Genomic DNA, 25,207 nt, shown 5'->3' on the forward strand with positions numbered 1-25,207 from the left:
TCTGTATTTACGCGTCGAAGTCGCGCCTGGATGCAGAAAGCCTCACGAGCCGCAACATCCTCGCTGTCCCTGTGGGCATACTCCCCGCATCTCTATGCGAAAATCCCGGTCAGATCGAGGAGCGAGCATGGCTGACCTTTCACATTCCACATCCGCTGCAGTCGAGAACTGCGCCAACGAGCCTATTCACATTCCCGGCGGCATTCAGCCACACGGCTTTCTGTTCAGCATCGCTGCGGACGGCACCGTGCTGCAGGCAAGCAGCAATGCCACCCAATTGAACGGCGAGCCGGCCCAAAATGCGCTGGGGCAGCCGCTTGCGCAATTTCTCGGGGCCGAATGGGCTACGAGAATCGTCACCGCACTCGACACCGAAGATCTCGAAGGCATCCCCCTTTACCTCGGCTCGATTGCGATTTCACCCGCGGGCAACGGTACACAGGCGTCACCATTCGCGGTGATCGTCCATCGCAACCAGGGCGTCGCGATAGTCGAGCTGGAACCCGCTCAAGGCACGATTGACGTCTTCTCGTCGATGTATCCGCTGGTGCGCACCTTCATTAACCGCCTGCATGGCGTTCAGGACGTCCACGGACTGGCGCAGCTTGCCGCCGAAGAGGTGCAGCGCATTACCGGCTTCGGCCGCACAATTGTGTACAACTTCGACGCGGACGGTAGTGGATGCGTGATCGCCGAGCACATCGAACCCGGCTACGCGTCGTACGAAGGCCAACGCTTCCCCGCCTCGGATATTCCCGCGCAAGCCCGTGCGCTCTACATACGCAACCGCATCAGGCTGATTGCCGACGCCGGTTACACGCCCGTGCCATTGGTGCCGCCGCTGCATCCACTGACTGGAAACCCTACCGATCTCACCTACTCGTCGTTGCGCAGCGTGTCGCCGGTCCATGTCCAGTACATGAAGAACATGGGCACGCTGTCGTCAATGTCCATGTCGATCGTGGTCCGGGGTCAACTGTGGGGCCTGATTTCCTGCCATCACGACACGGCGCGCATCCCGTCGTTCGAAGTGCGCGCCGCATGCGAGCACATTGCCGAGGTGCTGTCGCTGCAGATCGAGGCCAAGGAAGAACATGCGCAAGCTGCCTACCGGTTGCGCCTGCGCCACACCCACACTCGCCTGCTCGCGGCAATGGCCAACACCGAGAGCTTCGTGGACGCGCTCGCCGAGGACCCGCGGGACCTGCTGGATCTGACGGCGTCCGACGGCGCTGCAATCGTCTTCGACGGCCGTATTGTTCTCGTCGGCACGACGCCGGACCAAGCGGAGGTGGCCCGGCTCGTCGAGTGGCTCGATGCGCGGGTCGAGGACACCTTTCACACCGATCGTCTTGCCACCACCTGTCCCATCCTGGATCCTCATCCGAACTACGCCGGGATGCTGGCGGTATCGATCTCGAAGCTGTTTCGCAATTACGTGCTCTGGTTTCGCCCGGAGGTCGTACAGACGATCAAATGGGCCGGCGATCCACGCGCGAAGCTGCAGTCGCAGTCCGGCACGCTGTCGCCGCGCAAGAGCTTCGATGCGTGGACGGAAACCGTGCGCGGACGCTCGCTGCCCTGGCGCGCCGCGGAACTGGAAATCGCCCTGGACTTTCGGGCTGCGCTGCTCGGCATCGTGCTGCGTCGCGCGGAAGAGCTCGCGCAACTGGCGCTCGAACTGGGTCGGGCGAACAAGGAGCTTGAAGGATTTTCGTACACGGTTTCGCACGATTTGCGCGCCCCGTTGCGGCATATCGTCGGCTTCGGCGAGCTGCTGCGCGAAACGGAAGCCGAACGGCTCTCCGAGCGCGGCAAGCACTTCGTCGAACGGATTGTCGCTTCGGCGCGCTTCGGCGGGAAACTGGTCGACGATCTGCTGGCGTTCTCGCAAATGGGCCGGTCCGCGTTGCATCCGCAGCGAGTGGACGTAGGCGCCATGGTGGACGCACTGATCGCCGACGAAACCAAAGAAGCAAGATCGCGCACCATCGTGTGGCGGGTTGGCGAACTCGGCCACGTGACCGCAGACGCGGTGCTCCTGCACGTCGTGCTGCGAAACCTTCTGGAGAACGCGGTAAAATTCACGCAAACCCGCGCCGAAACGGTCATCGAAGTAGGCCGTTATAGCGGCGAAGGTGATCTGGCCGACCAGCACGTGTTCTTCGTCAAGGACAACGGCGTCGGCTTCGACATGCGCTATGTCGACAAACTGTTTGGCGTGTTCCAGCGTCTTCATCGCGTGGAGGATTTCCACGGCACCGGAATCGGGCTGGCGGGCGTCAAACGCATCGTTGAGCGGCATGGCGGTAAAACCTGGGCAATCGGCGAACCGGAGCGCGGTGCCACGGTCTACTTTTCATTGCCGCATGAATTTGTCGCTGAAGCGAGCGAGGGCGAAGAATCCGCGAGCGCCGCGGTTGCCCGGCTCACGGCGCTGTCGCCCGGCAAGCGCTTCCGGCCTGTGCCCAAGGATATCCGGGGAGCGCGCGGCGGCGCTGAACATGAAGCACCATCTGATGAACCGAAGTAAAGGACCCCAACGTGCTACGCCCCATCCTGCTGGTTGAAGATAATCCGAACGACGTCGAGTTGACGCTGATCGCGCTGGAAAAGACGCGTCTCGCGAACCCGGTCGTGTCATTGCGCGACGGCGAGGAAGCGCTGCTGTACCTGCGTCGCGAGGGACCATGGGCGAGCCGTGCGGAAGAGAACCCGGCCGTGATCCTGCTCGATAAGAAACTGCCTAAAATCGACGGTCACGAATTGCTGAAGATCGTACGATCGGACGACAAGCTCAAGCGGATTCCGGTCGTCATGTTGACGTCGTCGCGGGAGGAAACAGATCTGCTGCGCAGCTACGACCTGGGCGTGAACGCCTACGTCGTGAAGCCCGTCGCTTTCGACGACTTCATGGCTGCTATCAACGATCTGGGCATGTTCTGGGGTGTGCTGAACGAACCGCCGCCCTACCCACGTTGAGCGCCCGCCGGGTATGCGCCCCAGCCAGCATCACCGTCAGCACTCAATTTCGCACGCGCGACGACAGCGAAGCCCGCTTTAACACGTGACGCCGGACTAAGGAGCGACCTGGCGGGACGCCGCCAGCCGCACACGGAAAGTCGCGCCGCGCCCTGGCCCTTCGCTTTCCGCCGTGATGGTGCCGCCGTGCAGGTCCACGAGATTCTTCACCAGCCATAAGCCAAGCCCCAGCCCTGCCACGCGCCCGGAGCCGCTCGTGCCAAGCTGCTCGAAGCGCTCGAAGATGCGCTCGATCGATGCAGCATCCAGGCCGACACCGGTATCGCGCACCGCCAGTTCCACCTGATCACCGTCGGCAACCACGGACAACTCGATCGTTCCCTGCTCGGTAAACTTCACGGCGTTCGACACCAGATTCCACACGACCTGTTTCATCCGGTTCTCGTCCGCCAGCACCGTTACTGAAGATAGATCGTCAGCGATCAGCTGCAGGTTCTTTGCCTCCGCATGCACGCGCATATCTTCGGCAACGATGCCGGCGAGCGCGCCGAGATCGACCGGGCGCGGATGCACGGAGAGCTTGCCGGAGACGATCGCCCCGCTATCGAGCAGATCGTCGACCATGTGGGCAAGCTGACGGACGTTGCGGCTGATCACGCTGACGGCGCGCGTCACATGCGCCGGGTCGGCAGCTCGCTCGAGCAGATTGGACCACGCCAGAATCGCGCTCAATGGCGAGCGCAATTCGTGACTCACTGTCGTGACGAAATGATCCATTGCGACGGCGAGCCGGTCGCTTTCCTCACGTGCGCGCTTCTCCGATTCGGCAATCTCGCGCTGCTCGAGTTCGGACTCCTTGCGGGCCGTGATATCGAGCGTGAATCCCAGTACCCTTGTGAGCGAGCCATCCTGCAGATAACGCCCTACGCCGCGCACAAGAATCCAGCGGACCCGCTCGTCCGCCCAACCGACGCGAAAATCCACCTCGAAAGGCTCGTGACTGGCGAGCGCTGCCGTCATCGCTTCGCGAAAGCGCGTTCGATCGTCAGGATGGACCACCTCGTCGATCAGTCGACTCTCGGTCAGCGCGGCGTTGGCCGGGATGCCGAGATTGACGCTGCATTGTTCGGTGCACTCCATCGTGCCGGTGGCAGGATCGATCTCCCACGCGCCGAGTTGCGAAAACGCCAGCGCGAACTGAAAGCGCTCCTGGTTGTCACGCAATTTGGCCATCGCTTCGTCGGCGATGACCTGCCGTAACTGCGCCTGTGATCGCAGCTTCGCGCGTTCACGCTGGTTGCGCTCGTCCTCGGAGACGCTGTCGGTCACTTCGACCACGCATAAGGCGATCTTGCCGCCGTCGCCATGTCGGGCCGGCAGCCGATCTGCCTTGATTTTCCAGTAACGGATGACGGTCCCGTCCGTGACGGACAGGTCGCCGTTTTCGTCACGCCGACGCTCCGGCATTTCGTAGCGGAACAACGGAGACCACTGCGACGCCCCTGCCGACCCAGCTTTCAGTACGGAGTCGAGCCAGACGCGGCGCGCTTCACGCTGCTCGGGCGCGCCGAACTGGTTGATTTCATAAATCGACTTGCCTTGCAGGTCGCTCAGCGACTGCCCAGTCAAGGCGAGATAGCTTGCGTTGGCAAGCACAACCTCATAGCGCTGATTCAGGATCATATAGGCGTGGGGCAAAGCCTCGAACGCCCAGGCTGCATCAAACGAATCGTTGACGGCGGAAAGATTGTTACGGCGGAGATCCATTGAGGTTTCCCGGCTCCTCGTTAACCGGCGCCGGAACAGACGTCCTGGCTCGGACGCAGCGCGATATCAATGAGGCGGTCAAAAGCATCGACCGCGCCGTTACATGCTTCCTGTATCGCCTCGGGCGTGCACAGCTCATTCGTCATGAGGCTGACGAACGCTTTCCAGTGCGCCCCGGATGACTCGGAACACGGTTGCAGAAAACGGAGCGGATGCGGGGCAAGCCGCTCTTTCAGGTGCTTATAGAGCACGGCTCCGCCCAGTTGCGATCCTTCTACAACATAGCAAACACCCCATCGATAAGCCGGACTTGCCGTCTCCATGTAGCCTGACACGCGGGCCTGCAAGATCGACTGGTCGATGTGATCCTTGACGTGCAACGATGCAAAAACCAGATCTGCGTCGATCAATGCGATGCGCTCCGAAATCGATCGCAAGATATTTTCCCGTGGACCATCCGCAAACGCGCGCAACCACACATCGATGGGCGTAAGCCACTCGCGCAGCATCGAGAGGTGCAAGAGATAGTCACCCACGTCCGTACTTTCTACCGAAAGCGGCATGATGCAATGAAGCAATTCATGCCGATGCCTGGTCGCGGAACGCAGTGTTTCGATCGCATCGGGTACGGAGCCGATCGGCCTGTCGGAGACGGACGCCTCCGCATTATTCATTCCAGACCCGGTGCCCGCCGTTTGATATAGAGAAGTGACTGTCACAAGCGTCAGAGGCGATATTGAGTAAACCCAACGGATTATATAGGCCTTCATTCTTCTGATGCGCTTATTAAGGAAAGCTTTCGTAACTCCATGTGACTCGCAGAATGAACGAGGACGGTTGCCCGTCAGCGGATACGCGTACGTCTTGAGCGTGCTGCCCAATTGCTGAACATGCTTGTGATTTCGACGTCGGGATTCGTGAGCGCGATTAACGCTTCGGTTGCTTCGCGAAATGTGAGGTCGGTATTCGGCGATATATCGCGTACTTGTCTTTTGCGTACGACACCTCGACGCATGACGTGCGAACGCGCTTATGGCTGTCAATTTCACAAGAGAGCGTAACGGCGAATTCAGAACGGATGTTCGCGAATGCGCTGTGACAGACCGGGCTTGTTCACATCCGTACAACACGTCGGTAACTGACTGAGGGAGTCATCTTAGGGCATGCGTTACCGCGTGCTGACCGACAGCGCATCGACCCGGGCAAGTCCGATCCTGGGTGTTTCATGTCGCGCCATCTGATCGTATCGGCAACGGCCAGGTTACTTCATATCACCGGCGAATGCAGAAGATGCGGATGCTCGAGCGTTTCGGCGATAACGCGCAGCGCCCGCTCGCATTCGCTCCGATTCTTCGAGCCTCCCAGACATACCCGCATCGCGTCGGGTGGATTACCGTCGGTCGAGAACGCTGCGCCGGCGACAGCGGCAATGCCTTGACTACGCAACTGCAGCGCCAGTTCGGAAGCGCTCCAGCCGCCTTCGCGGGGAATCGGCAGCCACAGATGAAAACCGTCCGGATGTGCATCATAGGACCATGCGCCGAGCACGCGAGCGGCAATCGCCTGGCGCGCTTTCGACTCGCTGCGAATCGCGCTCAGCATCTCTTGCGCCGTGCCATCGGCGATCCACTGTGTGGCGAGTGAAACGGTAAATGGACTCGCCATCACGGTGGTCGCGCGCAGTGCGCCTGCCAGACGCTGCGCCTGACGCGGAGTCGGAGCGTGCAGATACGCGACGCGCAACCCGGCACCCAGATTTTTCGACATTCCCGTGATGTAGTACGTCAGTTCAGGCGCGAAACTCGCCAGCGTGTCCGGCGCTTGCTGCGGCAACATCGCATAGGCATCGTCCTCGATGATCGGCACGCTGTAGCGCAACGCCACATCGGCGAGCGCCTCACGCCGCCTTCGCGTGAGCGTCAGCGTGCTCGGGTTCTGCAGCGTCGGATTGCAATAGAGCGCGGCCGGCTTGCCGGTCTTGCAAAGCGCTTCGAACGAATGCGCCAGTGGCCCTTCGTCGTCGCGTGCGAGCGCTTGCAAGCGCACGCCCAGTTGCGCTGCGATCGCCTTGATGCCCGGATAGGCGAGCGTGTCGAGACAGATTGTTGCGCCCTGACTTGCCAACTGCGAGACGAGTGCGACGAGCGCGCTGTGAATGCCCGGACACACCAGCACGTTGTCCGGCGAGCAATGAGTCAGGCGGCGCCTTAACCACTCCGCGCCCGCCGCCTTGTCGGCCGGCGTGCCGCCGAAATCCTGATAGCGCAACAGTTGATACGGGTCGCTATTCGCCATCAGACGGGCGGCGGATTCACGCAAGTGCGCGGCGTAGTCCGCGGGCTCGGGGGGCGTGTTCATCGTCATTTCGATGCTGCTGCCACCGCTTAGCGGCAGCGTCACGGTGCGGCCGCGCACGAAGGTGCCGCTGCCGGCGCGCGCATCGAGCAGGCCGCGCTTTTTTGCCTCGGCATAGGCGCGCGCCACGGTGGTGTAGTTCAGTGACAGTTCGTCGGCCAGATCGCGCAGGCCCGGCAGCCGGTCGCGCGGGCGCAGGCGTCCGGTCGCGAGATCTTCTTCTATCAGATCCGGGATCGCGAGATAAGCCGGTTTGCGGATTTCGGCAAGGCGTTTGATCCAATGGTGAGTCGGGCTGCTCATGGTGTTCATGGGGTTCGTGGAACTGGAAAACGATTGGAAAAGACGTCATGCAGGGTCGAATCAGCAATGCAAGTGATCGCATAACGCGGCTCGAATGATCGGATCAAATGGACCGATTGAATGGACGGACGGATCGATTGCGGTGAATGACTGCACCCGATCGGCGCGCGTGCACCATCCGGATCGCACCCGGCTGGTGCGATCAACGCCCGCACGGCCGCTTTCATTGGCGCGGCTGACCGTACGCAACCTTCGGGCCAAAAAATTTTTGGGCGCGTTCGACGAATGATCGTCTGCTTGATTGGATAGTGATCGCATTCGCCGCGACGGCAGATGGCATAGGCGTTGCGTTATCGGGCTCGGAGCAAACGTCAAGCGGCGCCTTGATATGACGCTTCATTTCCTGTTCCGGCAATTCACATTGGAGAGTGCCATGCCAGTTGTCAACAAACCGCTGCATCAGAAGGGCGATTACCTCGTCGACTACGAAGAGAAAGTCTTCGAGGACGTGAAGGCCGAGCCAGGTGAAAAGGCGCTCGTCACGTTTCATACGGTGGCGTTTGAAGGCTCGATCGGCTTCGTCAATCTTCTGCAAGCCACGCGTTTGCAGCGCAAAGGTTTCGAAACCTCAGTGCTGCTCTATGGCCCGGGCGTGACGCTCGGTCTGCAGCGCGGTTTCCCAACGCTCGGCGACGAAGCGTTTCCGGGTCATCTGAACTTCAACAAGCAACTGATGAAGTTCATGGAAGAGGGAGGCAAGGTGTACGCGTGCCGCTTCGCATTGCAGGCGCTGTACGGGCATGGCGAAGCGTCGCTGATCGAGGGCATTCGTCCGATCAGTCCGCTCGACGTGCTGGATATCCAGCTTCTGCATCGCAAGGACAACGCACTGATCATCCACACCTGGACGGTCTGAGCACAGGCGGCTACCACCATGTCTGAAAAACGCATCGTTCGTGCCGCCGCAGTCCAGATTTCACCGGACTTCGAGCGCGGCGACGGCACGCTGAACAAGGTTTGTGAGGCGATCGATCAGGCGGCGCGCGAAGGCGTGCAGCTGATCGTGTTCCCCGAGACCTTCGTACCGTATTACCCGTACTTTTCGTTCGTGCGGCCACCGGTTGCCTCCGGCGCCGACCACATGCGGCTTTACGAAGAAGCGGTGGTGGTGCCCGGCCCCGTGACGCGGGCGGTGGCCGAGCGTGCCCGCCTGCATCGCATGGTCGTCGTGCTCGGGGTGAACGAGCGCGATTACGGCAGCTTGTACAACACGCAGCTGATCTTCGATGTGGATGGGCAGCTGTTGCTCAAGCGCCGCAAGATCACGCCGACGTTCCATGAACGAATGATCTGGGGACAAGGCGATGCGACGGGACTGAAGGTCGTGCAAACCGGCGTCGCGCGCGTGGGTGCGCTCGCCTGCTGGGAGCACTACAACCCGCTCGCCCGTTACGCGTTGATGACGCAGCACGAGGAGATTCACTGCAGCCAGTTTCCGGGATCGCTGGTGGGGCCGATTTTCGCCGAGCAGATTGAAGTGACGATTCGCCATCACGCGCTCGAGTCGGGCTGCTTCGTCGTGAACGCAACGGGGTGGCTGACCGAAGCGCAGATCGCATCTGTCACAAGCGATACGAATCTGCAAAAGGCGCTGCGCGGCGGCTGCAATACCGCAATCGTGTCGCCCGAGGGGCAGCATCTGGCTGCACCGCTGCGTGAAGGCGAAGGCATGGTGATCGCCGATCTCGACATGGCGCTGATCACCAAGCGCAAACGCATGATGGATTCGGTCGGCCACTATGCGCGGCCCGAATTGCTGAGCCTCGCCATCAACGAGCGGCCGGCTACGACCGTGGCGCCGATGCCGTCGCCGGGCGATGCGTGGAACGCCTCGTCCAGCACCGATTTCAACTCAACCATGGGATGCCGCGATGAATTCCAGCGAGACCCTGCCGGCCGCGAGCCGGCAATTGATGACTGAATTGCAGTCGGTCGGCTTGCGGCTGGCCGATCCCGGTACCGGCGTCGCCAGCCGGCGCGGAGGCGCGGGACCGTCCGATCACAAAGCCGTCACGGTGGATGGCGTGACCATCATGGTGCCGGTGCATACCAACACGGCGTGGCATTCGCCGTTCGTCGCCGCGCCTGCCGATGCGGACGGCACCAGCGCATTGCTGCGCGGCACGATTCCGATTGCCAATATCAGCTTTCCAAAGGCGCCGCGCTTTTACGGCATGCAGACGCTCGACGGGGTGCCGTACTCGCACATCGCAACGCTGCACAGCGCCGATGTGCTGGCGACCACTGTGCTGCAAACCTGTATTCGCTATGAGAGCCGCCGCAAGACGTGCAAGTTTTGCGCGATCGGTCAATCGCTTGCCGCCGGTCGCACGATTGCGCGCAAGACGCCGGAGCAGCTCGCAGAAGTCGCGCGTGCGGCAGTGCTGCTGGACGGTGTCAGGCATATGGTGCTGACGACCGGCACGCCGCCCACCAGCGACCGTGGCGCGCAGATTCTCTGCGAGAGTGCGTTCGCGATCAGGGCCGCGGTCGATCTGCCGATCCAGGCGCAATGCGAACCACCGGACGACGATCAATGGTTCGCGCGCATGAAGGCGAGCGGCATCGATACGCTCGGCATGCATCTCGAAGTGGTGACGCCGTCGCTGCGCGAACGCATCATGCCGGGTAAATCGGGCGTACCGCTGTCGCGCTATATGGACGCGTTCAAGGCGGCGGTCGCCGTGTTCGGACGGGGACAGGTGAGCACTTATATCCTCGCGGGACTCGGCGACACCGCCGAAGCGATTCTCTCGATTTCGCGCGAGCTGATCGATCTTGGCGTGTATCCGTTCGTGGTGCCATTCGTGCCGATCAGCGGCACGCCGCTCGAAGATCATCCGGCGCCCTCGCCGGAGTTCATGAGGTCGGTGCTGCAGCCGCTCGGCTCAATGCTTGCCGCGGCTGAAATGCGCTCGGCGGACATCAAGGCCGGCTGCGGCAAGTGCGGCGCGTGCTCGTCCCTGTCTTCGTACGAGGTGTGATCATGTTTGGCGAAGCGATTGCGGGTGCATCGGGTGAACTGGACGACCCGGATGTCGCGCCGGCGTTTTACACGCCGACCGAATACCGGATCAAGTGGACCACGCTGCAGTGGGAGGCCGATGAAGCGTACAAGCTGCGGCGCACGGTGTTCTGCATCGAACAGGGCATCTTTGTCGGCGACGACCGCGACGAAATCGACGAGCGTGCGCAGCAACTGGTGGCGGTGAGCTGTCTCGCCGGGATGCCGGAGCAGGTAGTGGGCACGGTGCGCATCCACGAGGAAGCGCCTGGCGTCTGGTTCGGTTCGCGGCTCGCCGTGCACGCTGCGTTTCGCCGTCACGGCAAGATCGGTGCAACGCTGATCCGTCTTGCCGTGACAAGCGCGCATGCGCTCGGCTGTCAGACATTCCTCGCGCATGTGCAGAGCCAGAATGTGCCGCTGTTTCGCCGTCTGCATTGGGATGTACTTGCAGAGGAAAGGATGCTCGGCCGTCCGCATCATCTGATGCAGGCGCAGCTTCAGCACTACCCGCCGTGTACGACACCGCGCAGCGGCTTTGTCACGCAATCGCGGAGCGGCTCATGAGTCTCGCGGATCTGGTCACCAGCTTGCGCGAAAGCCGCGGCTTTCGACACAAGACCGATATTGCCGGCGTAGTGTCGTCGCTGGCTGACCGCTTGCCGGGCGGCGCGCGCGATCTCGGCCAGGCGGTGGCGTTGGGCGACGACTGCGCAGCGTTGCCGGATGGCGACGCTTACCTGTTGTTCGCCATCGAAGGTATGGTCAGCGACTTCGTGCAGGCGATGCCCTGGTTCGCCGGCTACAGCAGCGTGATGGTCAATGTCAGCGATATCTATGCGATGGGCGGCCGGCCGCTCGCTGTCGTGGATGCGCTATGGAGCAATGGCATCGACGCGGCGCACGAGGTGCTGGCCGGCATGGCCGCGGCGTCGGTGGCGTATGGCGTGCCGATTGTCGGCGGACACACCAACGCGCGAAGCGATCAGGCACAACTGGCGGTGTCGATTCTGGGCCGCGCTAACGCGCTGCTGTCGAGTTTCAACGCGAGACCGGGCGACCGCCTGCTGATGGTGGTCGATCTGCGCGGCCACTTCGAGGAACCGTATCCGTTCTGGAATGCTTCAGTCGGAGCGCCGGCCGCGCGGCTGCGCGGCGATCTCGAGTTATTGCCGGAGTTGGCCGAGAACGGGCTATGCGATGCAGCGAAGGATATCAGCATGGCGGGTACGCTGGGCACGGCATTGATGTTGCTCGAATGTTCGCGCGTCGGCGCTCGCATCGATCTCGATGCGATCCCGAAGCCGGCTGACGTGCCGCTCGCGCGTTGGGTCACCGCGTTTCCGAGTTTCGGCTATCTGCTCTCGGTGCGTGAAGCGCACGTCGAGCGCGTGCGGGCGCGATTCGACGCGCGTTCGCTGGCCTGCGCGGAGATTGGGACGGTAGACGCAACGCGCCAGGCGGTCGTCCATCGCTGTGACGATGCGGCGGTGTTGTGGGATTTCAGCGGCGAGCCGTTCATCGTCCCGGCCGACCAGGTGCCGCGATGAGCATCGACGCGTTGCGGATCGCGCTGCTGGCACGCCAGCCGCCTGCTATCCACCAAGCCATCAGCAAAAAGAGGATTTCCATGCCTGTCATGCACTTCCGGATTCAATGGCCCGACGGGGAAGAAGCGAATTGCTATTCGCCGTCGCAGGTGGTCAGCGAGTTTTTTACGCCGGGCCATGCTTACCCGCTCGACGATTTTGTCAGACGCTCGCGCGAGGCGCTCAACATTGCCTCGGAGCGCGTGCGGCAGAAGTACGGTTTTGCCTGTTCGGCGGCGATGGATCAGCTCGCGCAGATCGAACAGGAGGCAGACCGCTTTCGCAATCGACCGGACGCGACCGTCAAGGTCATCGAACTGCTCTAAACCCGGGATGAACCGTTGAACCTGGCGCCCCGGGCACAGCACCGTAACGGTAAGCCGATTTTTTACCTGCAAGGACCCATCATGTCGAACACAGCGTACTCCGTAAGCGCCGGGACGCGCGAGAATAGCCACTACAGCGTGCTCGTCGTGGGTGGCGGGCAGGCCGGCCTGTCGGTCAGCTACTATCTGAAACAGGCCGGCGTCGATCACCTTGTCGTCGAGAAGAACACCGTCACGCACACCTGGCGCAACCAGCGCTGGGACGCGTTCTGTCTCGTCACGCCGAACTGGCAATGCGCGCTGCCGGGTTACCCCTACCCGGGCGACGATCCGCATGGCTTTATGAAGAAGGATGAAATCATCGCGTATCTCGACGGTTTCATCGCGATGGTCGATGCGCCGGTCATCGAGCACACCCAGGTCAAACGCGTGAAGCGGCAGGACGACGGCACCTTTGCGGTGGCGACGAGCCAGGGCGATTTCACCGCCGATCAGGTCGTGGTGGCCTCGGGCGGTTATCACACGCCGATCGTGCCGCGCATGGCTGAACGCCTGCCCGCGCAGATCGTCCAGTTGCAGTCGTCGGAATATCGCAATCCGCAGGCGCTGCCCGACGGCGCGGTGCTGGTGGTGGGATCGGGGCAGTCCGGTGCGCAGATTGCCGAGGACCTGCATCTGGCCGGCCGACAGGTGGTGCTGGCCGTCGGCGAGGCGCCACGCTGTGCACGCTTCTACCGCGGGCGCGATGTGGTGGACTGGCTGGCCGACATGAAATACTACGACATGCCGGTGGAAAAGCACCCGTTGCGTGAGGGGGTGCGGGACAACACCAATCACTATGTGACCGGCCGCGACGGCGGACGCGACATCGATCTGCGCAAGTTCGCGGCCGAAGGCATGGAGTTATACGGACGGCTCGACGACCTGCGCGACGGGCGGCTGCACTTCGCGCCGAACCTCGCCGCCAATCTCGACAGCGCAGACGATACCTATAACCGCATCAACGCGAGCATCGACGGCTTCATTGAAAAGAACGGCATTGATGCACCGCCCACCAGCGTCTATGAGCCTCTATGGCAGCCGCCTTGCGAGCGTACGACGCTCGAACTCGCAGGCAGCGGCATTACATCGATTATCTGGTGCATTGGCTTTACGCCGGACTTCGGCTGGATAGATGCGCCTGTGTTCAACGGCCGCGGTTATCCGGCGCACACGCGCGGCATCACGCCGGTTGAGGGGCTTTACTTCATCGGCTTGCCGTGGCTGCATACATGGGGCTCAGGGCGTTTCTCGGGCATCGCGCGCGATGCCGACCACGTGAGCCGGGCAATTCTCGCGAGCCTCCGCGAGCGAACCTCCTCTCGCGACACAGTAGTGGCCTGAAGCGCATGCAGCAAACAACACAGCGCTATCGCGCCGGGATGCCGCAATTGGCCTATACGGGGCTGTCCGAAAACTGGCTGATCAAGGAATGCGGACATCGCCACTGGGAGGCGTTGGCGGAGAATGCCGGCCGGCGCGCGCCGGATTTCGTCGATGACGGTGGGAGCAAATCGTATGCGGCCTTCACCGCAATCAGATTGACGGGGGCCACGCTCCACGCAATCGGTGAGAACGACGCTTTCGAGCTCGGTACCGAGCTTTGCCGAACCGGTCCGGCTCGCCACTTTAGCCGGCACCGTCTGGTTTCGGGCAATGGCGAGTGCGCCCTCGTGTCGATGTCGTCGACGTTCGTGCGGCGGCATGAGGTGCGCAACAACCGTTCGGTGACGCGCGCGACGTTCGCGGCGATGGCGGGCCCGACAACGACTCCGCCGGCGGACGCGGTGGACATGGGGTGGCGTGGCAAGCAGTTTCGCGCCGGGCAGTGGGACGAGCGGTTGCCCTTCACACGCGCCGATCGGGTCGAGAGCGACTGGATCGAATTTCTGCCCTGTCCGAACAACGATTTCAACGGCGCGGATTTTCTCTACTTTGCAAGCTTTCAGTCCTTTGTTGACCGTGCCGAATGGCAGCGCCACCGGTTTAACGAGCCACCCGTTATTTCAGGCCGCGAGTTGTTCTTCTACGGCAACATTAATGTTGGTGACACCCTCGGACTGCGCGTGGTCGCGGAGCATAAGGATGAACGCGGCCTCGCCCATTGGTGCGAGCTTCGTCGTGGCAGCGATCAGCAGAAGATTGCCGACGTAGTGACAAGCAAGCATTGGAGGCAGCGATGAAGCGCGAGGGCGATATGCGCGGCGAGCGGAGCTTCGCCGATGAAAGTCGCGACTCGGTGCGACACCCGCCCCATGCGGCACCGCTTAAAGCGCTGTATACGGAGAGCGATCTTGAAGGGGTGTCGCATCTCGGCAGTCGGCCCGGTGAGGCGCCCTTCGTGCGAGGGCCCCATGCGTCGATGTATACGCAAAAGCCGTGGACGATCCGTCAATACGCAGGCTATGCGGACGCGGCCGATTCGAATCTCGCATTCCGGACGGCGCTTGCCGAAGGGGCGCAGGGTTTATCGGTCGCCTTCGATCTGCCGACGCATCGGGGCTACGATTCGGACGATCCTGCCGCGACGGCCGATGTCGGCATGGCTGGAGTCGCAATCGACAGCGTCGAAGACATGAAGCGCCTGTTTCGGCAGATTCCGCTCGAACGGGTGTCGGTCTCGATGACGATGAACGGCGCTGTGCTACCCGTACTGGCCGCATTCATCGTGGCAGCGCAAGAAAGCGGCGTGCGCACGGGGGCCCTGACGGGTACGATCCAGAATGACATCCTGAAGGAATACATGGTGCGCAATACCTGGATATTCGCGCCGGAGCCGTCCTTACGGATCGTCGCGGACGTCTTCGAGTATCTGGCCGAACGCGCGCCGCGCTTCAATGCAATGTCCATCTCCGGCTATCACTTTCAGGAAGCAGGCGCGGACGCGGTACTCGAACTCGCGCTGACGCTGTCCAACGCGCGCACCTACGTCGAGGCCCTGGTGAAGCGCGGCATGAATGTCGAGCGCATCGGCGAACGGCTGAGTTTCTTTTTTGGCGTCGGCACCGAATTCTTTGTGGAGATCGCCAAACTTCGCGCCGCTCGGGTTCTATGGGCCGGAATAATGAGCGAACTGGGAGCACGTGAGGCTAGAGCGCAGGCTTTGCGTATGCATTGCCAGACCTCGGGATGCTCGCTCACTGCGCAGCATCCACAGAACAACATCGTCCGGACGACGATCGAGGCGATGGCCGCGGTGTTCGGCGGCACCCAGTCGCTGCATACCAATGCGTACGATGAGGCGCTCGCCCTCCCAGGCGCGGATGCGTCGAGGCTCGCGCGTGACACGCAGTTGATCATGCAGCATGAGATGGGCCTGTGCGATGTTATCGATCCGTGGGCCGGCTCGTACATGATGGAGTCGCTTACCGGCGATATTGTCCGGCGCGTGCGTGATCTGATGGCGCAAATTGCTGCGCATGGGGGCGTCGTCGAAGCGATCCGCTCGGGTTGGGTACAGCAGCGCATTCACGAAGCGGCAACACGCACGCAGGCGCGGATCGATGCCGGGCAGCATGTCGTCGTGGGTGTAAACCGCTTCCGATCACCGGATGCGGATACTCCGTCCAATTGCCTCGAGATCGACGGTCGGCGGGTTCGTGCCAGACAAGTTCGGCAGCTTGCAGAACTGAAGGCGCAGCGCGACGATGTTCTGGTCTCGCGCTCGCTGGCGGCGCTCGCTAAAGGTGCGCGTGACAGTACCGGCAACCTGCTGGCCCTCACTATCGAGTGTGTCCGCGCGCGCGCGACAATCGGCGAATGCACGCGCGCGCTGGAGGCTGTCTGGCCGCGCTACAGCACTCCCAGTCGTTTTAGCAGCGGAATCTACGGCGAAGCGCGGATCGCCGATGCGGCATGGCGTGACGCATGCCATCGTGTCAGCGCTCTTGCCGCGCGCCTTGGACGCCTGCCCAGGGTGCTCATCGCAAAGGTGGGGCAGGACGGCCACGATCGGGGTGCAAAGACCGTCGCGGCGGCGTTGGCCGATGCCGGATTCTACGTGTCGCTCGGCGCGCTGTTCCGCTCGCCGGGAGAGGTGGTCGACGACGCCATCGCAGCAAAGGCCGATGTCATCGGCGTTTCGTCCCTATCGGGTGCGCACCTTGACCTTGTTGGCGAGGTAGTGCGCACGTTGCGGGTCCGGCGACCGAGGGCAGCGGTTGTGGTTGGCGGCATCATTCCGGACGAGCACGTACGTTTGCTCAAACGCAATGGCGTTTTTGCGGTGCTCGGACCGGGGACCGCGATGGAGTCGATTGTGGCGAGCTTCGTCGAAGCCGTCGAACTCGCATCGGCCTCGGCCTCGGCCTCGGCCTCGGCATCGGCCGTTGCGACGTGATGCCCGATATTCGGCCCGTCGGATCAGCAGTCACCCGCCTTACTTCGACGCACCGCCCAATGAAATATTCGCCGCCTCATAGCGAGCCCGGTTTGCCTCATTCGGCGGATAGAGGCCTGGCAAAGCAGCACCGCTTTCCACCTCGCTCATGATCCAGTTTTCCAGTCGCTCCTGTTCGACCGACGCGGCAACAACCTCGTCAAGCAGCGCAGCCGGAATAAGCACAGCGCCATCCCGGTCGACCACGATCACGTCGTTTGGAAATACCGCGACGCCGCCACAGTCGATAGGCTCCTGCCAGCCGACAAACGTCAGGCCGGCCACCGAGGGTGGCGATGCGGTACCCTGGCACCATACTGGCAGCCCGGTATTCAGCACGCCCACAATATCCCGAACCACGCCGTCCGTGACTAGCGCTGCGACTCCGCGCATGTGCATCCGTGCGCAGAGAATATCGCCGAAGATTCCCGCATCGGTCACGCCCAGGGCGCCCACTACGGCAATGCAGCCACGTGGCATCGCTTCAATCGCCGCGCGGGTCGAAATCGGCGAGCCCCACGAAGCGGGGGTCGCGAGGTCTTCCCGGGCCGGCACGAAACGGAGGGTGAAGGCACGGCCGACGAGCCGCGGCTGACCTTCCGCGATCGGCCGTGTACCCCGAAGCCACACGTTGCGCAGACCGTGCTTCAGCAGGACCGTCGTAAGCGTGGCCGTAGATATGCCCGAGAGGGCCGCAATGATTTTTTCGTCGAGCGGAAGTGAGTCGATGGTCATGATTTGGCGCCTCCCCAAAAAAGTGATCAGATGCTGGCGATGAGACCGCCGTCGATACGGACTGTCGAGCCAGTAATGTATGAAGCTCGGGGACTCGCAAGGAAGGTCACCACATCTGCGTATTCTTGCGGCTCGCCGTAGCGCCCCACCGGAATCGAGCCAGTGCTCTCGGCCGCAACGTCCTCGACCGATCGCCCTTCACGTTTGGCTTTGGCCTCGTCAAGGAAGCGTATGCGATCGGTGGCAATACGCCCGGGCAGCACGATGTTGCAGGTAACCCCGTCGCGACCGACTTCCCGCGCCAGTGTCTTCGACCAGCCGACGAGCGACATGCGCAGGGCGTTCGACAACCCGAGATTCGGTATGGGCGAGACAACACCCGATGAGGTGCTGGTGATCACCCTGCCGAAACCGCGTTCGCGCATTCCCGGAAGCACCCGGTCGGTGATGGTTACCACCGACAACACCATGCTCTCGAAGTGCTTGCGCCACAGTGCGGCATCCTGGCCGTGCGCCGGCGTCGGAGGGGGGCCTCCGGTATTGTTCACCAGTATGTCGATAGCCCCCAGTTCGTCCTCGATCCGGCTGATATGACTGTCCACGGCAGACAGATCACCAAGATCCCACTGAAGCGCGATGGCATGCGAGCCCGCCTCTCTCACCGCCTTGGCGGTCTTTTCGGCCGCCGCCAGATCAATGTCGGCAACGGCAACGCGAACGCCCTCGGCCGCAAGCGTTCGCGAGATGACGCCACCAAGACCGCCACCGCCGCCAAGCACGAGAGCGGTCTTATCTTTTAGCTGTAGGTCCATCGTCTTTCCCTGTCAGAAACTGGTTAGCTATTTACTGCCGGGCGGATCGGTGCGTCGCCGGCCTGCGCGACAGCATCGATTTCGATACGCACGCCATTCAACGCGCACCCGATAGTGGTTCGTACGGGAGCGGCAGTGCCCATCACCTGGGCGTAGACGGCGTTGAAGCGCTGGAATTCGCCGATGTCCGACAGATACACCTGGACGCGAACAAGTCGGCTGAAATCGGTGCCGGCTTCTTCCAGGACAAGACGCAAATTGTTGAGCACCGCGGTTGTTTGCTCTTCGATCGTGGCGCCAATAATGTTTCGCTCAGGATCTCGCGGAACCTGGCCTGCTACAAAAATCAGCTCGCCTGCGCGGCGCCATGGGCTGTAATGACCACCTGTAGACGGTTGCTTACTCGATTCTGTCATGTGCGAAGTCTCAAACTGTGAGGAAGATAGACGTGGGTCCGCAGGCCCCCGCCTTCTGGCGGTCATCGCGTCAACGCGACAACCGTACGTTCGTTGCCGAGCTGTTCGCGGTATTCCCACCGTCCGTCGAGAGATCGAACGAGGGCGTTGCTGTACAGGTAGGCGGTGGTACACGTGTGCTCCGGGATCAGTAACAGCCTGTCGCCGGTGTGAAGTGCGTCGCTGCGAATCACCGTGTGCTCTTCGTTCATCATCACGATCTCGCCGGCGCCGTCAAAACGCTGCCGCAGCGGTTTGTCCGGTGAGATCGCCTTGCTGCCGGCGTCCAGCGTCGACGTGCCATTGCGCGTTGAAACAACCGTTGTCAAAACAAAGCCGGCGGCAACCCAGTTGTGATGCGATAGCTCTCTCAGGTGCTGGGCGTTCGAATACACCCAGGTACCCGGCGACACATACTGCATCACCGAGCGCGGCCACAGGTCGAACGTATAGCTGCATGCGCCGACGACGTCGACATCGATGCCGTCTTCGCGCAGGCTCGACTGCAGAAACGCCAGCGTACCGGCAAGTTCTTCCACTGCGGCTTTGCGCTCGTCATACGCGCCGCGGATGTGGCCGTCGTAAACATGCCACCCCGCAAGCCGACCGAGCCGCGCCACCCCGCGCGCGAGTTCGAGCGCGGCCTCGTCCATCGCGACGCCCGTGCGCCCCATTCCGGGATCGAGATCGATACGCAGACGAACTGAAGGCGAAGCGCCGTCGAGTAGCCGCGTCCATACGTCCAGTCCCTCGCGGGAATCCACCAGACCCGTGAGCTCGGCCTCCGGAAATGCTCGGGCCAATTCGATGAAGCGGCCGATATTTTGCGGATTGACAGTAGGAAACGCCCAGGTGACGCGCGTGCCGCCCGCGCTCAGGACCATTTCGACCTCGGCGAGCGTACTGGCTTTGAATGCGAGGACGCCGTTGGCCAGTAGCAACGAAACGAGCCACGCCGCGCGGTGAGTCTTCACGTGCGGCATCAGGCGCTCAACGCCGCCGCACGCACGTGCAGTGACCGCCAGATTGTGCAGAACGCGGTCTTCCATCACCACAAAGCAAGGTGTTGCAACCGCCGGCACCAGGTCCGCGGCAATGGGATTAATCATGTTGCTCGTTGTCATAGAGTCATAGTTAGGAATACATAGCCCGCTTCGCCGACATCAAACTTGTCGATGAGCACCTTCGTATCGATAATGCGTGGCTAGTGACGTAAGTCGGACAGAAATGCCTGTGCGCGTGGGTGCTGCGGCGATCGAAAGAACGTTTGCGGATCGGCCACCTCGAGAATCGCGCCGCGATCCATGAACCAGACGCTGTCGCTCACCTCGCGCGCGAATCCCATCTCGTGAGTCACGCACATCATCGTCATCCCATCTCTGGCAAGCGATTTCATCACGCTGAGCACTTCACCCACCATCTCGGGATCGAGCGCGCTCGTCGGCTCGTCGAACAGCATCACCGGCGGCTCCATTGCCAGCGCGCGGGCGATCGCCACGCGTTGCTGCTGTCCTCCGGATAACTGCTGCGGATACGAGTTGGCCTTGCTGGCAAGGCCAACTCGATCGAGCAGCGCCAATGCCTGCCGCTTCGCATCCGCGCGGCTTCTCCCGGCTGCCTTCATCGGCGCCAGACACACGTTGTCGAGCGCCGACAGATGAGGAAAGAGGTTGAACTGCTGAAACACGAAGCCGACACGGGTGCGAAACCGGTTCAGATTCAACGACGCCTGGTGGACGCTCGTTCCGTCGACCGTGATCCCGCCACCGTGAATCTCCTCGAGGCGGTTGACGGTACGGATAAGCGTGGATTTGCCCGATCCGGAAGGGCCGCACACGACCACCACTTCGCCTCGCTTCACCTCGGCCGTGACGTCGACGAGCGCTTGATACTCGCCGTACCACTTGTTAACTTTGGAGAATTGAATCATTGATGACATTCCTGAGTTCCTGGATCTTTCCTGAGGCACGCCGCTGCGCGATGCGCCGTTCCATGACATGCGCGCATCGGGTGAGCGTGTAGCACACCACGAAGTAGGTCAAAGCGAGAATGAAGAAAACCTGAAATGGCTGTGTGAGAAGACTGGCGTTGATCTGCTGAGCCGAGAACGTCAGTTCCTGGACGCTGATCACATAACCTATCGAGGTGTCCTTCACCGTCGACACGCATTGGCTAAGAATGCTCGGCAGCATGTTGTACAGCGCCTGCGGCAGAATCACGTGACGCATCGTCGCAACGTAACTCATTCCGAGGGAACGTGCGGACTCGGTCTGTCCTTTCGGCAAGGACTCGATGCCGGCACGGACAATCTCACTCAGGTAAGCCGCCTGATAAATCACCAGCGTGACGACCATGGTCGTGAATGCGCTCACCAGATGGCCGATCAAGCCCGGCACGAGGAAATAACTCCAGAACACGAGCATCACGAGCGGCACACCACGCACGATATAGACGAGCACCGTCGAAGGCACGCTCAACACCCTGTACGGCGAGACACGGCATAACGCCAGCAGCACACCGAGCGGAAACGCAAAAGCGAGACCGAGCAGCGCGAGAATCAGCGTTAGCGCAAGACCACCGACCGGCCCGTTCGGATACTGCCCGAGCAGCAGGAAATGCGCGTTGTGGATGAGTATGTCGAGCATCGCTTATTTCGCCAGGATACGGGTGCGGCGCGTGATCGCCGCGCCCGCACCCATCAGCCCCAATGAAATGGCCAGGTAGATGACCGTTCCAACGAGATAGATTTCGAAGGTTTGAAAGGTTTGGTTCTCAATGTCGCGCACTGTGTACGTCAACTCCGCAACGCCGATGGCCATCGCCAGACTGGTGTTCTTGAACAGCACCACCGTATGGTTGATGAACGGCGGCATTGCGATGCGAAAACCTTGCGGCAGGATCACGTAACGCATCGACTTCGAAAAGCTCAAACCCAGCGAGCGTGCAGCCTCAAGTTGACCTGACGATACCGCCCGCAGGCCACTTCTAATATCCTCCGAGTAGTAAGCCGCCATGCACAGGCCGATGGCAATCGATGCGAAGATGAATTCACCTCCATGGGCGTTGATCCATCCTTGCGCGCTGTCCGGCAACAGCGTTGGAAACCCGAAATACCAGAGGAACAGTTGCGCGAGCATCGGAACGTTCTGATGGTAGGCAACGTAGCCGGCGACGATTCTCTCGATGAACGGGTTACCTAGCGCACGCAGCATCGCCAGCACCGTGCCGAGAGCAACCGCCAGTACCCAGCTCGTCAGCGTGAGCAATACGGTGTACTGCATCCCCCACATCAAATGCTGCAGATTCTGGGCTGTGAAGATGCCGGAAAAGTTGAGATGCGCCAACATGAGTAATCCTCATCACACAAACGGCATTGGGGTCAGCCTTTGATCGGCCCGATCCTGAAATCGCGATGCATCTGATAGATCGTATTGGGACCGAGCCATTTGTCGAAGATCTGCTGTGCCTCGCCCGATTTTTCCATGCCGTCCAGCGCGTTGTTCACCGCGCCGAGCAATCCCGGCTCCCCCTTCTTGATACCGAGTCCCCAGTATTCGAGACCCACCGGCGGCGACAATGCTTCAACTTTTGTACCTTGACCGAGTTTGGCGGCAAAGCGATGCATGATGGGTTCGGACACGACAAAACCATTGACCTTACCCTGCACCATGGCGAGGAAAGCGGATGGCGAGTCGTCATAGCTGACGAGCTGCACGCTCGGCATGACCTGACCCATGATGGCGATATTGCTGGAGCCTTTGATTGTGCTGACGCGCTTGCCGTTGAGATCGTCCCGCGCTTTGAACGGGCCAGCGGTCTTTACTGCAATGACCTGCCTGGCTACGTAATACTGATGCGTAAATGCGAGCTGTTCCGCGCGAGCCGGGGAGTAGCCGAGCACCGCGGCGAGCACGTCGACACGGCCTTGCAGCAGCTCGGGAATACGCGCCTCCATCGACACCACCTGCAACACGGGCTTCACGCCCAGAGCCTTGGCAACGCCCTTGCAGTAGTCGACGTCGTATCCGACGATCTCGCGTGACGCCGGGTCCTGAAAGCCGAATGGCTCGAAGTTGGCGAGCACCCCGCACACCAGTGTTCCACGCGCCTTGATATCCGCGAGCTGGTCGGCCTGAGCGGTAGCCGCAACCACGGCCAGGGTGAGCCCCAGCAACGCAGCGATTATTTTGTTAGACGATTTCATGCGATCTCCATAGACAGTGTGCTTCAAGGCGCAACCGCGAGCGTTCGGCATGCTCGATCTGCATTGCAGGGGACGGGGAGACCTATTCTTGGCGGAAATAAATCCCAAATAAAGAGATATTTGTGCATACTTGTTCATTCCAAAATGAGATGGATTCGAGAGAGGCTGCATGGCACGCCAGATCACTTTTCTGCAACTCGAGGCACTGGTTGCAATCGCCGATATGGGCTCGTTCGAAGCTGCCGGGCGCAAGCTCGGCAGCGTTCAGTCCGGCGTGTCGCGCCACGTTCGCGAGTTGGAGAGCCAGTTTCAGAAACCGCTGTTCGACCGCGGTTCGCGATCGGCACGGCTTACCGTCGACGGCCTCGAGGTACTCTCGCAGGCCCGCACGATTCTTCAGCAACGCGACGCCCTGTTAAGTCAGTATGCGAGCGAGAAAGTATTACGGCGCTCGTTGAGACTCGGCGTGACTGAGCTCGCGGCGCTAACCTGGCTGCCAGGCTTCATCGATGCATTGCGTTCTACCTATCCGTTGGTGGACGTCGAACTGGAGGTGGGGGGCGTCGCGGTGGAACTCTACGAAAAACTCAGACTGGCGCAGCTGGATCTGGCCATCGTGCCTGACACGCCACGCTGGGCGGACATAGTGAGATTCCCGCTCGCCAACGTGCGCAACGGCTGGTTCTGCAGTCCCGCGTTCAGCCTCAAGCGACGCAGGCTCGCCGTGTCGGACCTCGGCCAGTTGACGTTGCTGTCCCAATCCGCCGACTCCGCGGTCGGCCATGTCATGAGCGAATGGCTCGAACGCAACGGTGTGCAACCGCGCAGCATTCTGACCTGCAACAACTTCGCGGCGCTTGGCGGCATGGCGAGCGCCGGTCTGGGGATCGCCTGTCTGCCAGACGCCATCTCGGGTGAACTCGTGACGCTGGGTCTGTTGCGTGCCGTCCATGTGACACCGGTGATGCCGCCGGTGCGCTATGTAGCCGCTGCGCGGCAAGACGCGCTGACACCGTTCCACCGCAAGGTCATTACCCTCGCGCGCGCGACGTGCAACTATGGAATGCGCTATCAGGACGCACGCGAATCACTCGCCAACGAGGCTGAATAACAATGCTGACCGTCAAGCAGATCGAGACGTTCTACTGGGTAGCGAAGCTCGGCACCGTGCAGCGGGCGGCCGACAAGCTCCATATCACGCAGTCCGCGGCGACCAAGCGCCTGCAGGATGTCGAAGCGAAGTCCGCAGCACGTTTGTTCGAAGGCAGCGGCAAGAAAGCAAGGTTGTCCGCGAAAGGGCACGAGATGTTCACGCTGTGCGAAGGCTTGCTGGACAGTATCGAGCGACTGGAAGCCTACCAGGACGCCGACCGGCAGATGGCCCGCGTGCTACACATCGGTCTGACCGAACTGGTTGCGTTGACGTGGTTCCCAGCGTTCCTCCAGCAGATGCGCGACCTTTTTCCAAATCTCATCCTGCAACCCCATGTCGACATGTCCGGGCCGCTGCAAGAGCGGGTGATCGACGGACGCCTCGACTTCGCGATTTTGCCCGACGCAGCGCTTCCCCCGTCAATCGAGCGCGTGATGCTCGGGAGTGCCCGCTTCGCCTGGTTCTGCCGTCCCGGTGCGTTCGACAGCAAACGCACAGTGTCGCTGCACGAATTGAGCACTGTTCCGGTCATCGAACAAATTCCGGCGTCGATCATCACCGTGCTGAGTTCCAGGAGCTTCCAAAGTGCGGGCGTCGAGCCTGAGCGAATTTGCGGCGGCAACAATGCGGTGGCAGTGGGCGGTCTCGTGGCGGCCGGGGTTGGCGTGAGCTTGCTGCCGGTCGACCTTTTCGGGCAGCAAATCCAGAACCGGCTCATGCAGATCGTGATGACCAATCCGCCTGCACCGATGGTTCGCTACGACGCAATTTTCCAGAAGCAGTCACATTCCGCGCTGGGGCACATGGTTGCCGACGTAGCACGGCGTTGCTGCGACTTTAGTTCAGGCGTGCAACAACCCACAGCAGGTTAAGGGCAACCCGCTGCGTCCCGCCCGGGTCTGCCAGACGTTGACGGACGCGCGGCACTCACTCGCCGCGCGCCGCAACGGTCTCTCTCAGGCCTGTCTGCTAATGGTTTGAAGAACCGATGCATGCTGGTCAATCGAGCATGCCACGCGATTATTTCAGCGAAATCCGGCGATCA

25 protein-coding genes are annotated in these 25,207 nt (G+C 61.6%); 14 read left to right on the forward strand and 11 right to left on the reverse strand.

Annotated features, from left to right (window positions below; translation table 11 throughout):
* Positions 1–127: 127 nt before the first annotated feature.
* Entirely contained in the window at positions 128–2,533 is a 2,406-nt protein-coding gene (locus HWX91_RS12935) for an ATP-binding protein (RefSeq protein WP_042273645.1), read from the forward strand.
* Between the two features lie 11 nt (positions 2,534–2,544).
* Positions 2,545–2,982, forward strand: a complete 438-nt coding sequence (locus HWX91_RS12940; protein WP_028194131.1) for a response regulator — start codon at positions 2,545–2,547, stop codon at positions 2,980–2,982.
* A gap of 96 nt (positions 2,983–3,078) precedes the next feature.
* Here the strand turns inward: HWX91_RS12940 and HWX91_RS12945 are convergent, their stop codons facing one another.
* The 3 genes from HWX91_RS12945 to HWX91_RS12955 form a co-directional block, all read right to left on the reverse strand.
* Positions 3,079–4,749 carry a PAS domain-containing sensor histidine kinase gene (locus tag HWX91_RS12945; protein ID WP_028194132.1) on the reverse strand — a complete coding sequence of 557 codons (1,671 nt, stop codon included), beginning with the start codon at positions 4,747–4,749 and terminating at the stop codon, positions 3,079–3,081.
* A 20-nt stretch (positions 4,750–4,769) separates the two neighbouring features.
* Entirely contained in the window at positions 4,770–5,423 is a 654-nt protein-coding gene (locus HWX91_RS12950) for a biliverdin-producing heme oxygenase (protein ID WP_042273647.1), read from the reverse strand.
* Positions 5,424–6,015: 592 nt separating this feature from the next.
* On the reverse strand, positions 6,016–7,407 hold the full coding sequence (locus HWX91_RS12955; protein ID WP_028194134.1) for an aminotransferase-like domain-containing protein: 1,392 nt from the start codon (positions 7,405–7,407) through the stop codon (positions 6,016–6,018).
* 94 nt (positions 7,408–7,501) lie between these two features.
* Here HWX91_RS12955 and HWX91_RS12960 point away from each other — a divergent pair, with 94 nt between their 5' ends.
* The 10 genes from HWX91_RS12960 to scpA all read left to right on the forward strand — a co-directional run bounded on the left by HWX91_RS12960 (position 7,502) and on the right by scpA (position 16,764).
* Positions 7,502–7,696 carry a hypothetical protein gene (locus HWX91_RS12960; protein WP_028194135.1) on the forward strand — a complete coding sequence of 65 codons (195 nt, stop codon included), beginning with the start codon at positions 7,502–7,504 and terminating at the stop codon, positions 7,694–7,696.
* A gap of 144 nt (positions 7,697–7,840) precedes the next feature.
* Entirely contained in the window at positions 7,841–8,323 is a 483-nt protein-coding gene (locus HWX91_RS12965) for an MSMEG_0572/Sll0783 family nitrogen starvation response protein (protein ID WP_028194136.1), read from the forward strand.
* A gap of 18 nt (positions 8,324–8,341) precedes the next feature.
* On the forward strand, positions 8,342–9,388 hold the full coding sequence (locus HWX91_RS12970; RefSeq protein WP_028194137.1) for a Nit6803 family nitrilase: 1,047 nt from the start codon (positions 8,342–8,344) through the stop codon (positions 9,386–9,388).
* The gene (locus tag HWX91_RS12975) at positions 9,381–10,451 is read left to right on the forward strand and encodes an MSMEG_0568 family radical SAM protein (RefSeq protein ID WP_028194138.1); all 1,071 of its coding nucleotides are present in this window, start codon (positions 9,381–9,383) and stop codon (positions 10,449–10,451) included. The genes HWX91_RS12970 and HWX91_RS12975 overlap by 8 nt, the downstream gene beginning before the upstream one ends.
* Before the next feature lie 2 nt (positions 10,452–10,453).
* Positions 10,454–11,038: an MSMEG_0567/Sll0786 family nitrogen starvation N-acetyltransferase gene (locus tag HWX91_RS12980; RefSeq protein WP_028194139.1), complete on the forward strand. Its 585-nt coding sequence runs from the start codon at positions 10,454–10,456 to the stop codon at positions 11,036–11,038.
* Positions 11,035–12,021 carry a sll0787 family AIR synthase-like protein gene (locus HWX91_RS12985; RefSeq protein ID WP_028194140.1) on the forward strand — a complete coding sequence of 329 codons (987 nt, stop codon included), beginning with the start codon at positions 11,035–11,037 and terminating at the stop codon, positions 12,019–12,021. The genes HWX91_RS12980 and HWX91_RS12985 overlap by 4 nt, the downstream gene beginning before the upstream one ends.
* 80 nt (positions 12,022–12,101) lie before the next feature.
* Positions 12,102–12,386, forward strand: a complete 285-nt coding sequence (locus HWX91_RS12990; RefSeq protein ID WP_028194141.1) for an MSMEG_0570 family nitrogen starvation response protein — start codon at positions 12,102–12,104, stop codon at positions 12,384–12,386.
* A gap of 81 nt (positions 12,387–12,467) precedes the next feature.
* Positions 12,468–13,769, forward strand: coding sequence for an MSMEG_0569 family flavin-dependent oxidoreductase (locus HWX91_RS12995; RefSeq protein ID WP_028194142.1), 1,302 nt, complete (start codon positions 12,468–12,470; stop codon positions 13,767–13,769).
* Between the two features lie 5 nt (positions 13,770–13,774).
* Complete coding sequence (locus tag HWX91_RS13000) at positions 13,775–14,608, forward strand: Pnap_2097 family protein (protein WP_028194143.1); 834 nt, start codon at positions 13,775–13,777, stop codon at positions 14,606–14,608.
* Positions 14,609–14,622: 14 nt separating this feature from the next.
* Complete coding sequence (scpA, locus tag HWX91_RS13005; RefSeq protein WP_081832924.1) at positions 14,623–16,764, forward strand: methylmalonyl-CoA mutase; 2,142 nt, start codon at positions 14,623–14,625, stop codon at positions 16,762–16,764.
* 39 nt (positions 16,765–16,803) lie between these two features.
* Here scpA and HWX91_RS13010 read toward each other — a convergent pair whose 3' ends face one another.
* The 8 genes from HWX91_RS13010 to HWX91_RS13045 all read right to left on the reverse strand — a co-directional run bounded on the left by HWX91_RS13010 (position 16,804) and on the right by HWX91_RS13045 (position 23,009).
* Entirely contained in the window at positions 16,804–17,538 is a 735-nt protein-coding gene (locus tag HWX91_RS13010) for a ribonuclease activity regulator RraA (RefSeq protein WP_028194144.1), read from the reverse strand.
* A gap of 26 nt (positions 17,539–17,564) precedes the next feature.
* Entirely contained in the window at positions 17,565–18,350 is a 786-nt protein-coding gene (locus HWX91_RS13015) for an SDR family oxidoreductase (protein ID WP_028194145.1), read from the reverse strand.
* A 23-nt stretch (positions 18,351–18,373) separates the two neighbouring features.
* Entirely contained in the window at positions 18,374–18,766 is a 393-nt protein-coding gene (locus tag HWX91_RS13020; protein ID WP_042273650.1) for a RidA family protein, read from the reverse strand.
* A gap of 62 nt (positions 18,767–18,828) precedes the next feature.
* On the reverse strand, positions 18,829–19,914 hold the full coding sequence (locus HWX91_RS13025) for an alanine racemase (RefSeq protein ID WP_244144062.1): 1,086 nt from the start codon (positions 19,912–19,914) through the stop codon (positions 18,829–18,831).
* Positions 19,915–20,009: 95 nt separating this feature from the next.
* On the reverse strand, positions 20,010–20,735 hold the full coding sequence (locus HWX91_RS13030) for an amino acid ABC transporter ATP-binding protein (RefSeq protein ID WP_028194146.1): 726 nt from the start codon (positions 20,733–20,735) through the stop codon (positions 20,010–20,012).
* A complete protein-coding gene (locus HWX91_RS13035) occupies positions 20,713–21,450 on the reverse strand; it encodes an amino acid ABC transporter permease (RefSeq protein WP_028194147.1) in 738 nt (245 codons plus the stop codon). Before HWX91_RS13035 ends, HWX91_RS13030 begins: the two co-directional genes overlap by 23 nt.
* A gap of 3 nt (positions 21,451–21,453) precedes the next feature.
* Entirely contained in the window at positions 21,454–22,152 is a 699-nt protein-coding gene (locus tag HWX91_RS13040) for an amino acid ABC transporter permease (RefSeq protein WP_028194148.1), read from the reverse strand.
* Positions 22,153–22,184: 32 nt separating this feature from the next.
* A complete protein-coding gene (locus HWX91_RS13045; RefSeq protein WP_028194149.1) occupies positions 22,185–23,009 on the reverse strand; it encodes an ABC transporter substrate-binding protein in 825 nt (274 codons plus the stop codon).
* Between the two features lie 169 nt (positions 23,010–23,178).
* Between HWX91_RS13045 and HWX91_RS13050 the strand changes: the two genes are divergently transcribed.
* Together HWX91_RS13050 and HWX91_RS13055 are read left to right on the forward strand one after the other, a co-directional pair.
* Entirely contained in the window at positions 23,179–24,120 is a 942-nt protein-coding gene (locus tag HWX91_RS13050; protein ID WP_042273652.1) for a LysR family transcriptional regulator, read from the forward strand.
* A gap of 2 nt (positions 24,121–24,122) precedes the next feature.
* Positions 24,123–25,034 carry a LysR family transcriptional regulator gene (locus HWX91_RS13055; RefSeq protein WP_042273654.1) on the forward strand — a complete coding sequence of 304 codons (912 nt, stop codon included), beginning with the start codon at positions 24,123–24,125 and terminating at the stop codon, positions 25,032–25,034.
* Positions 25,035–25,207: the final 173 nt, after the last annotated feature.

This window comes from Paraburkholderia fungorum, from assembly GCF_902833645.1.
In the GTDB taxonomy this organism is placed as follows: domain Bacteria; phylum Pseudomonadota; class Gammaproteobacteria; order Burkholderiales; family Burkholderiaceae; genus Paraburkholderia; species Paraburkholderia fungorum.

Excerpts from the sequence above, each read along its gene's own strand:
- scpA (WP_081832924.1), top strand. The coding sequence starts at position 14,623 with ATGCGCGGCGAGCGGAGCTTCGCCGATGAAAGTCGCGACTCGGTGCGA.
- HWX91_RS12990 (WP_028194141.1), top strand. The coding sequence starts at position 12,102 with ATGCCTGTCATGCACTTCCGGATTCAATGGCCCGACGGGGAAGAAGCG.
- HWX91_RS12995 (WP_028194142.1), top strand. The coding sequence starts at position 12,468 with ATGTCGAACACAGCGTACTCCGTAAGCGCCGGGACGCGCGAGAATAGC.
- HWX91_RS12945 (WP_028194132.1), bottom strand. The coding sequence starts at position 4,749 with ATGGATCTCCGCCGTAACAATCTTTCCGCCGTCAACGATTCGTTTGAT.
- HWX91_RS13000 (WP_028194143.1), top strand. The coding sequence starts at position 13,775 with ATGCAGCAAACAACACAGCGCTATCGCGCCGGGATGCCGCAATTGGCC.
- HWX91_RS13050 (WP_042273652.1), top strand. The coding sequence starts at position 23,179 with ATGGCACGCCAGATCACTTTTCTGCAACTCGAGGCACTGGTTGCAATC.
- HWX91_RS12970 (WP_028194137.1), top strand. The coding sequence starts at position 8,342 with ATGTCTGAAAAACGCATCGTTCGTGCCGCCGCAGTCCAGATTTCACCG.
- HWX91_RS13025 (WP_244144062.1), bottom strand. The coding sequence starts at position 19,914 with ATGATTAATCCCATTGCCGCGGACCTGGTGCCGGCGGTTGCAACACCT.
- HWX91_RS12985 (WP_028194140.1), top strand. The coding sequence starts at position 11,035 with ATGAGTCTCGCGGATCTGGTCACCAGCTTGCGCGAAAGCCGCGGCTTT.
- HWX91_RS13030 (WP_028194146.1), bottom strand. The coding sequence starts at position 20,735 with ATGATTCAATTCTCCAAAGTTAACAAGTGGTACGGCGAGTATCAAGCG.
- HWX91_RS13040 (WP_028194148.1), bottom strand. The coding sequence starts at position 22,152 with ATGTTGGCGCATCTCAACTTTTCCGGCATCTTCACAGCCCAGAATCTG.
- HWX91_RS13010 (WP_028194144.1), bottom strand. The coding sequence starts at position 17,538 with ATGACCATCGACTCACTTCCGCTCGACGAAAAAATCATTGCGGCCCTC.
- HWX91_RS13045 (WP_028194149.1), bottom strand. The coding sequence starts at position 23,009 with ATGAAATCGTCTAACAAAATAATCGCTGCGTTGCTGGGGCTCACCCTG.
- HWX91_RS12975 (WP_028194138.1), top strand. The coding sequence starts at position 9,381 with ATGACTGAATTGCAGTCGGTCGGCTTGCGGCTGGCCGATCCCGGTACC.
- HWX91_RS12955 (WP_028194134.1), bottom strand. The coding sequence starts at position 7,407 with ATGAGCAGCCCGACTCACCATTGGATCAAACGCCTTGCCGAAATCCGC.
- HWX91_RS12980 (WP_028194139.1), top strand. The coding sequence starts at position 10,454 with ATGTTTGGCGAAGCGATTGCGGGTGCATCGGGTGAACTGGACGACCCG.
- HWX91_RS13055 (WP_042273654.1), top strand. The coding sequence starts at position 24,123 with ATGCTGACCGTCAAGCAGATCGAGACGTTCTACTGGGTAGCGAAGCTC.
- HWX91_RS13020 (WP_042273650.1), bottom strand. The coding sequence starts at position 18,766 with ATGACAGAATCGAGTAAGCAACCGTCTACAGGTGGTCATTACAGCCCA.
- HWX91_RS12950 (WP_042273647.1), bottom strand. The coding sequence starts at position 5,423 with ATGAATAATGCGGAGGCGTCCGTCTCCGACAGGCCGATCGGCTCCGTA.
- HWX91_RS12935 (WP_042273645.1), top strand. The coding sequence starts at position 128 with ATGGCTGACCTTTCACATTCCACATCCGCTGCAGTCGAGAACTGCGCC.
- HWX91_RS13035 (WP_028194147.1), bottom strand. The coding sequence starts at position 21,450 with ATGCTCGACATACTCATCCACAACGCGCATTTCCTGCTGCTCGGGCAG.
- HWX91_RS12965 (WP_028194136.1), top strand. The coding sequence starts at position 7,841 with ATGCCAGTTGTCAACAAACCGCTGCATCAGAAGGGCGATTACCTCGTC.
- HWX91_RS13015 (WP_028194145.1), bottom strand. The coding sequence starts at position 18,350 with ATGGACCTACAGCTAAAAGATAAGACCGCTCTCGTGCTTGGCGGCGGT.
- HWX91_RS12960 (WP_028194135.1), top strand. The coding sequence starts at position 7,502 with ATGATCGGATCAAATGGACCGATTGAATGGACGGACGGATCGATTGCG.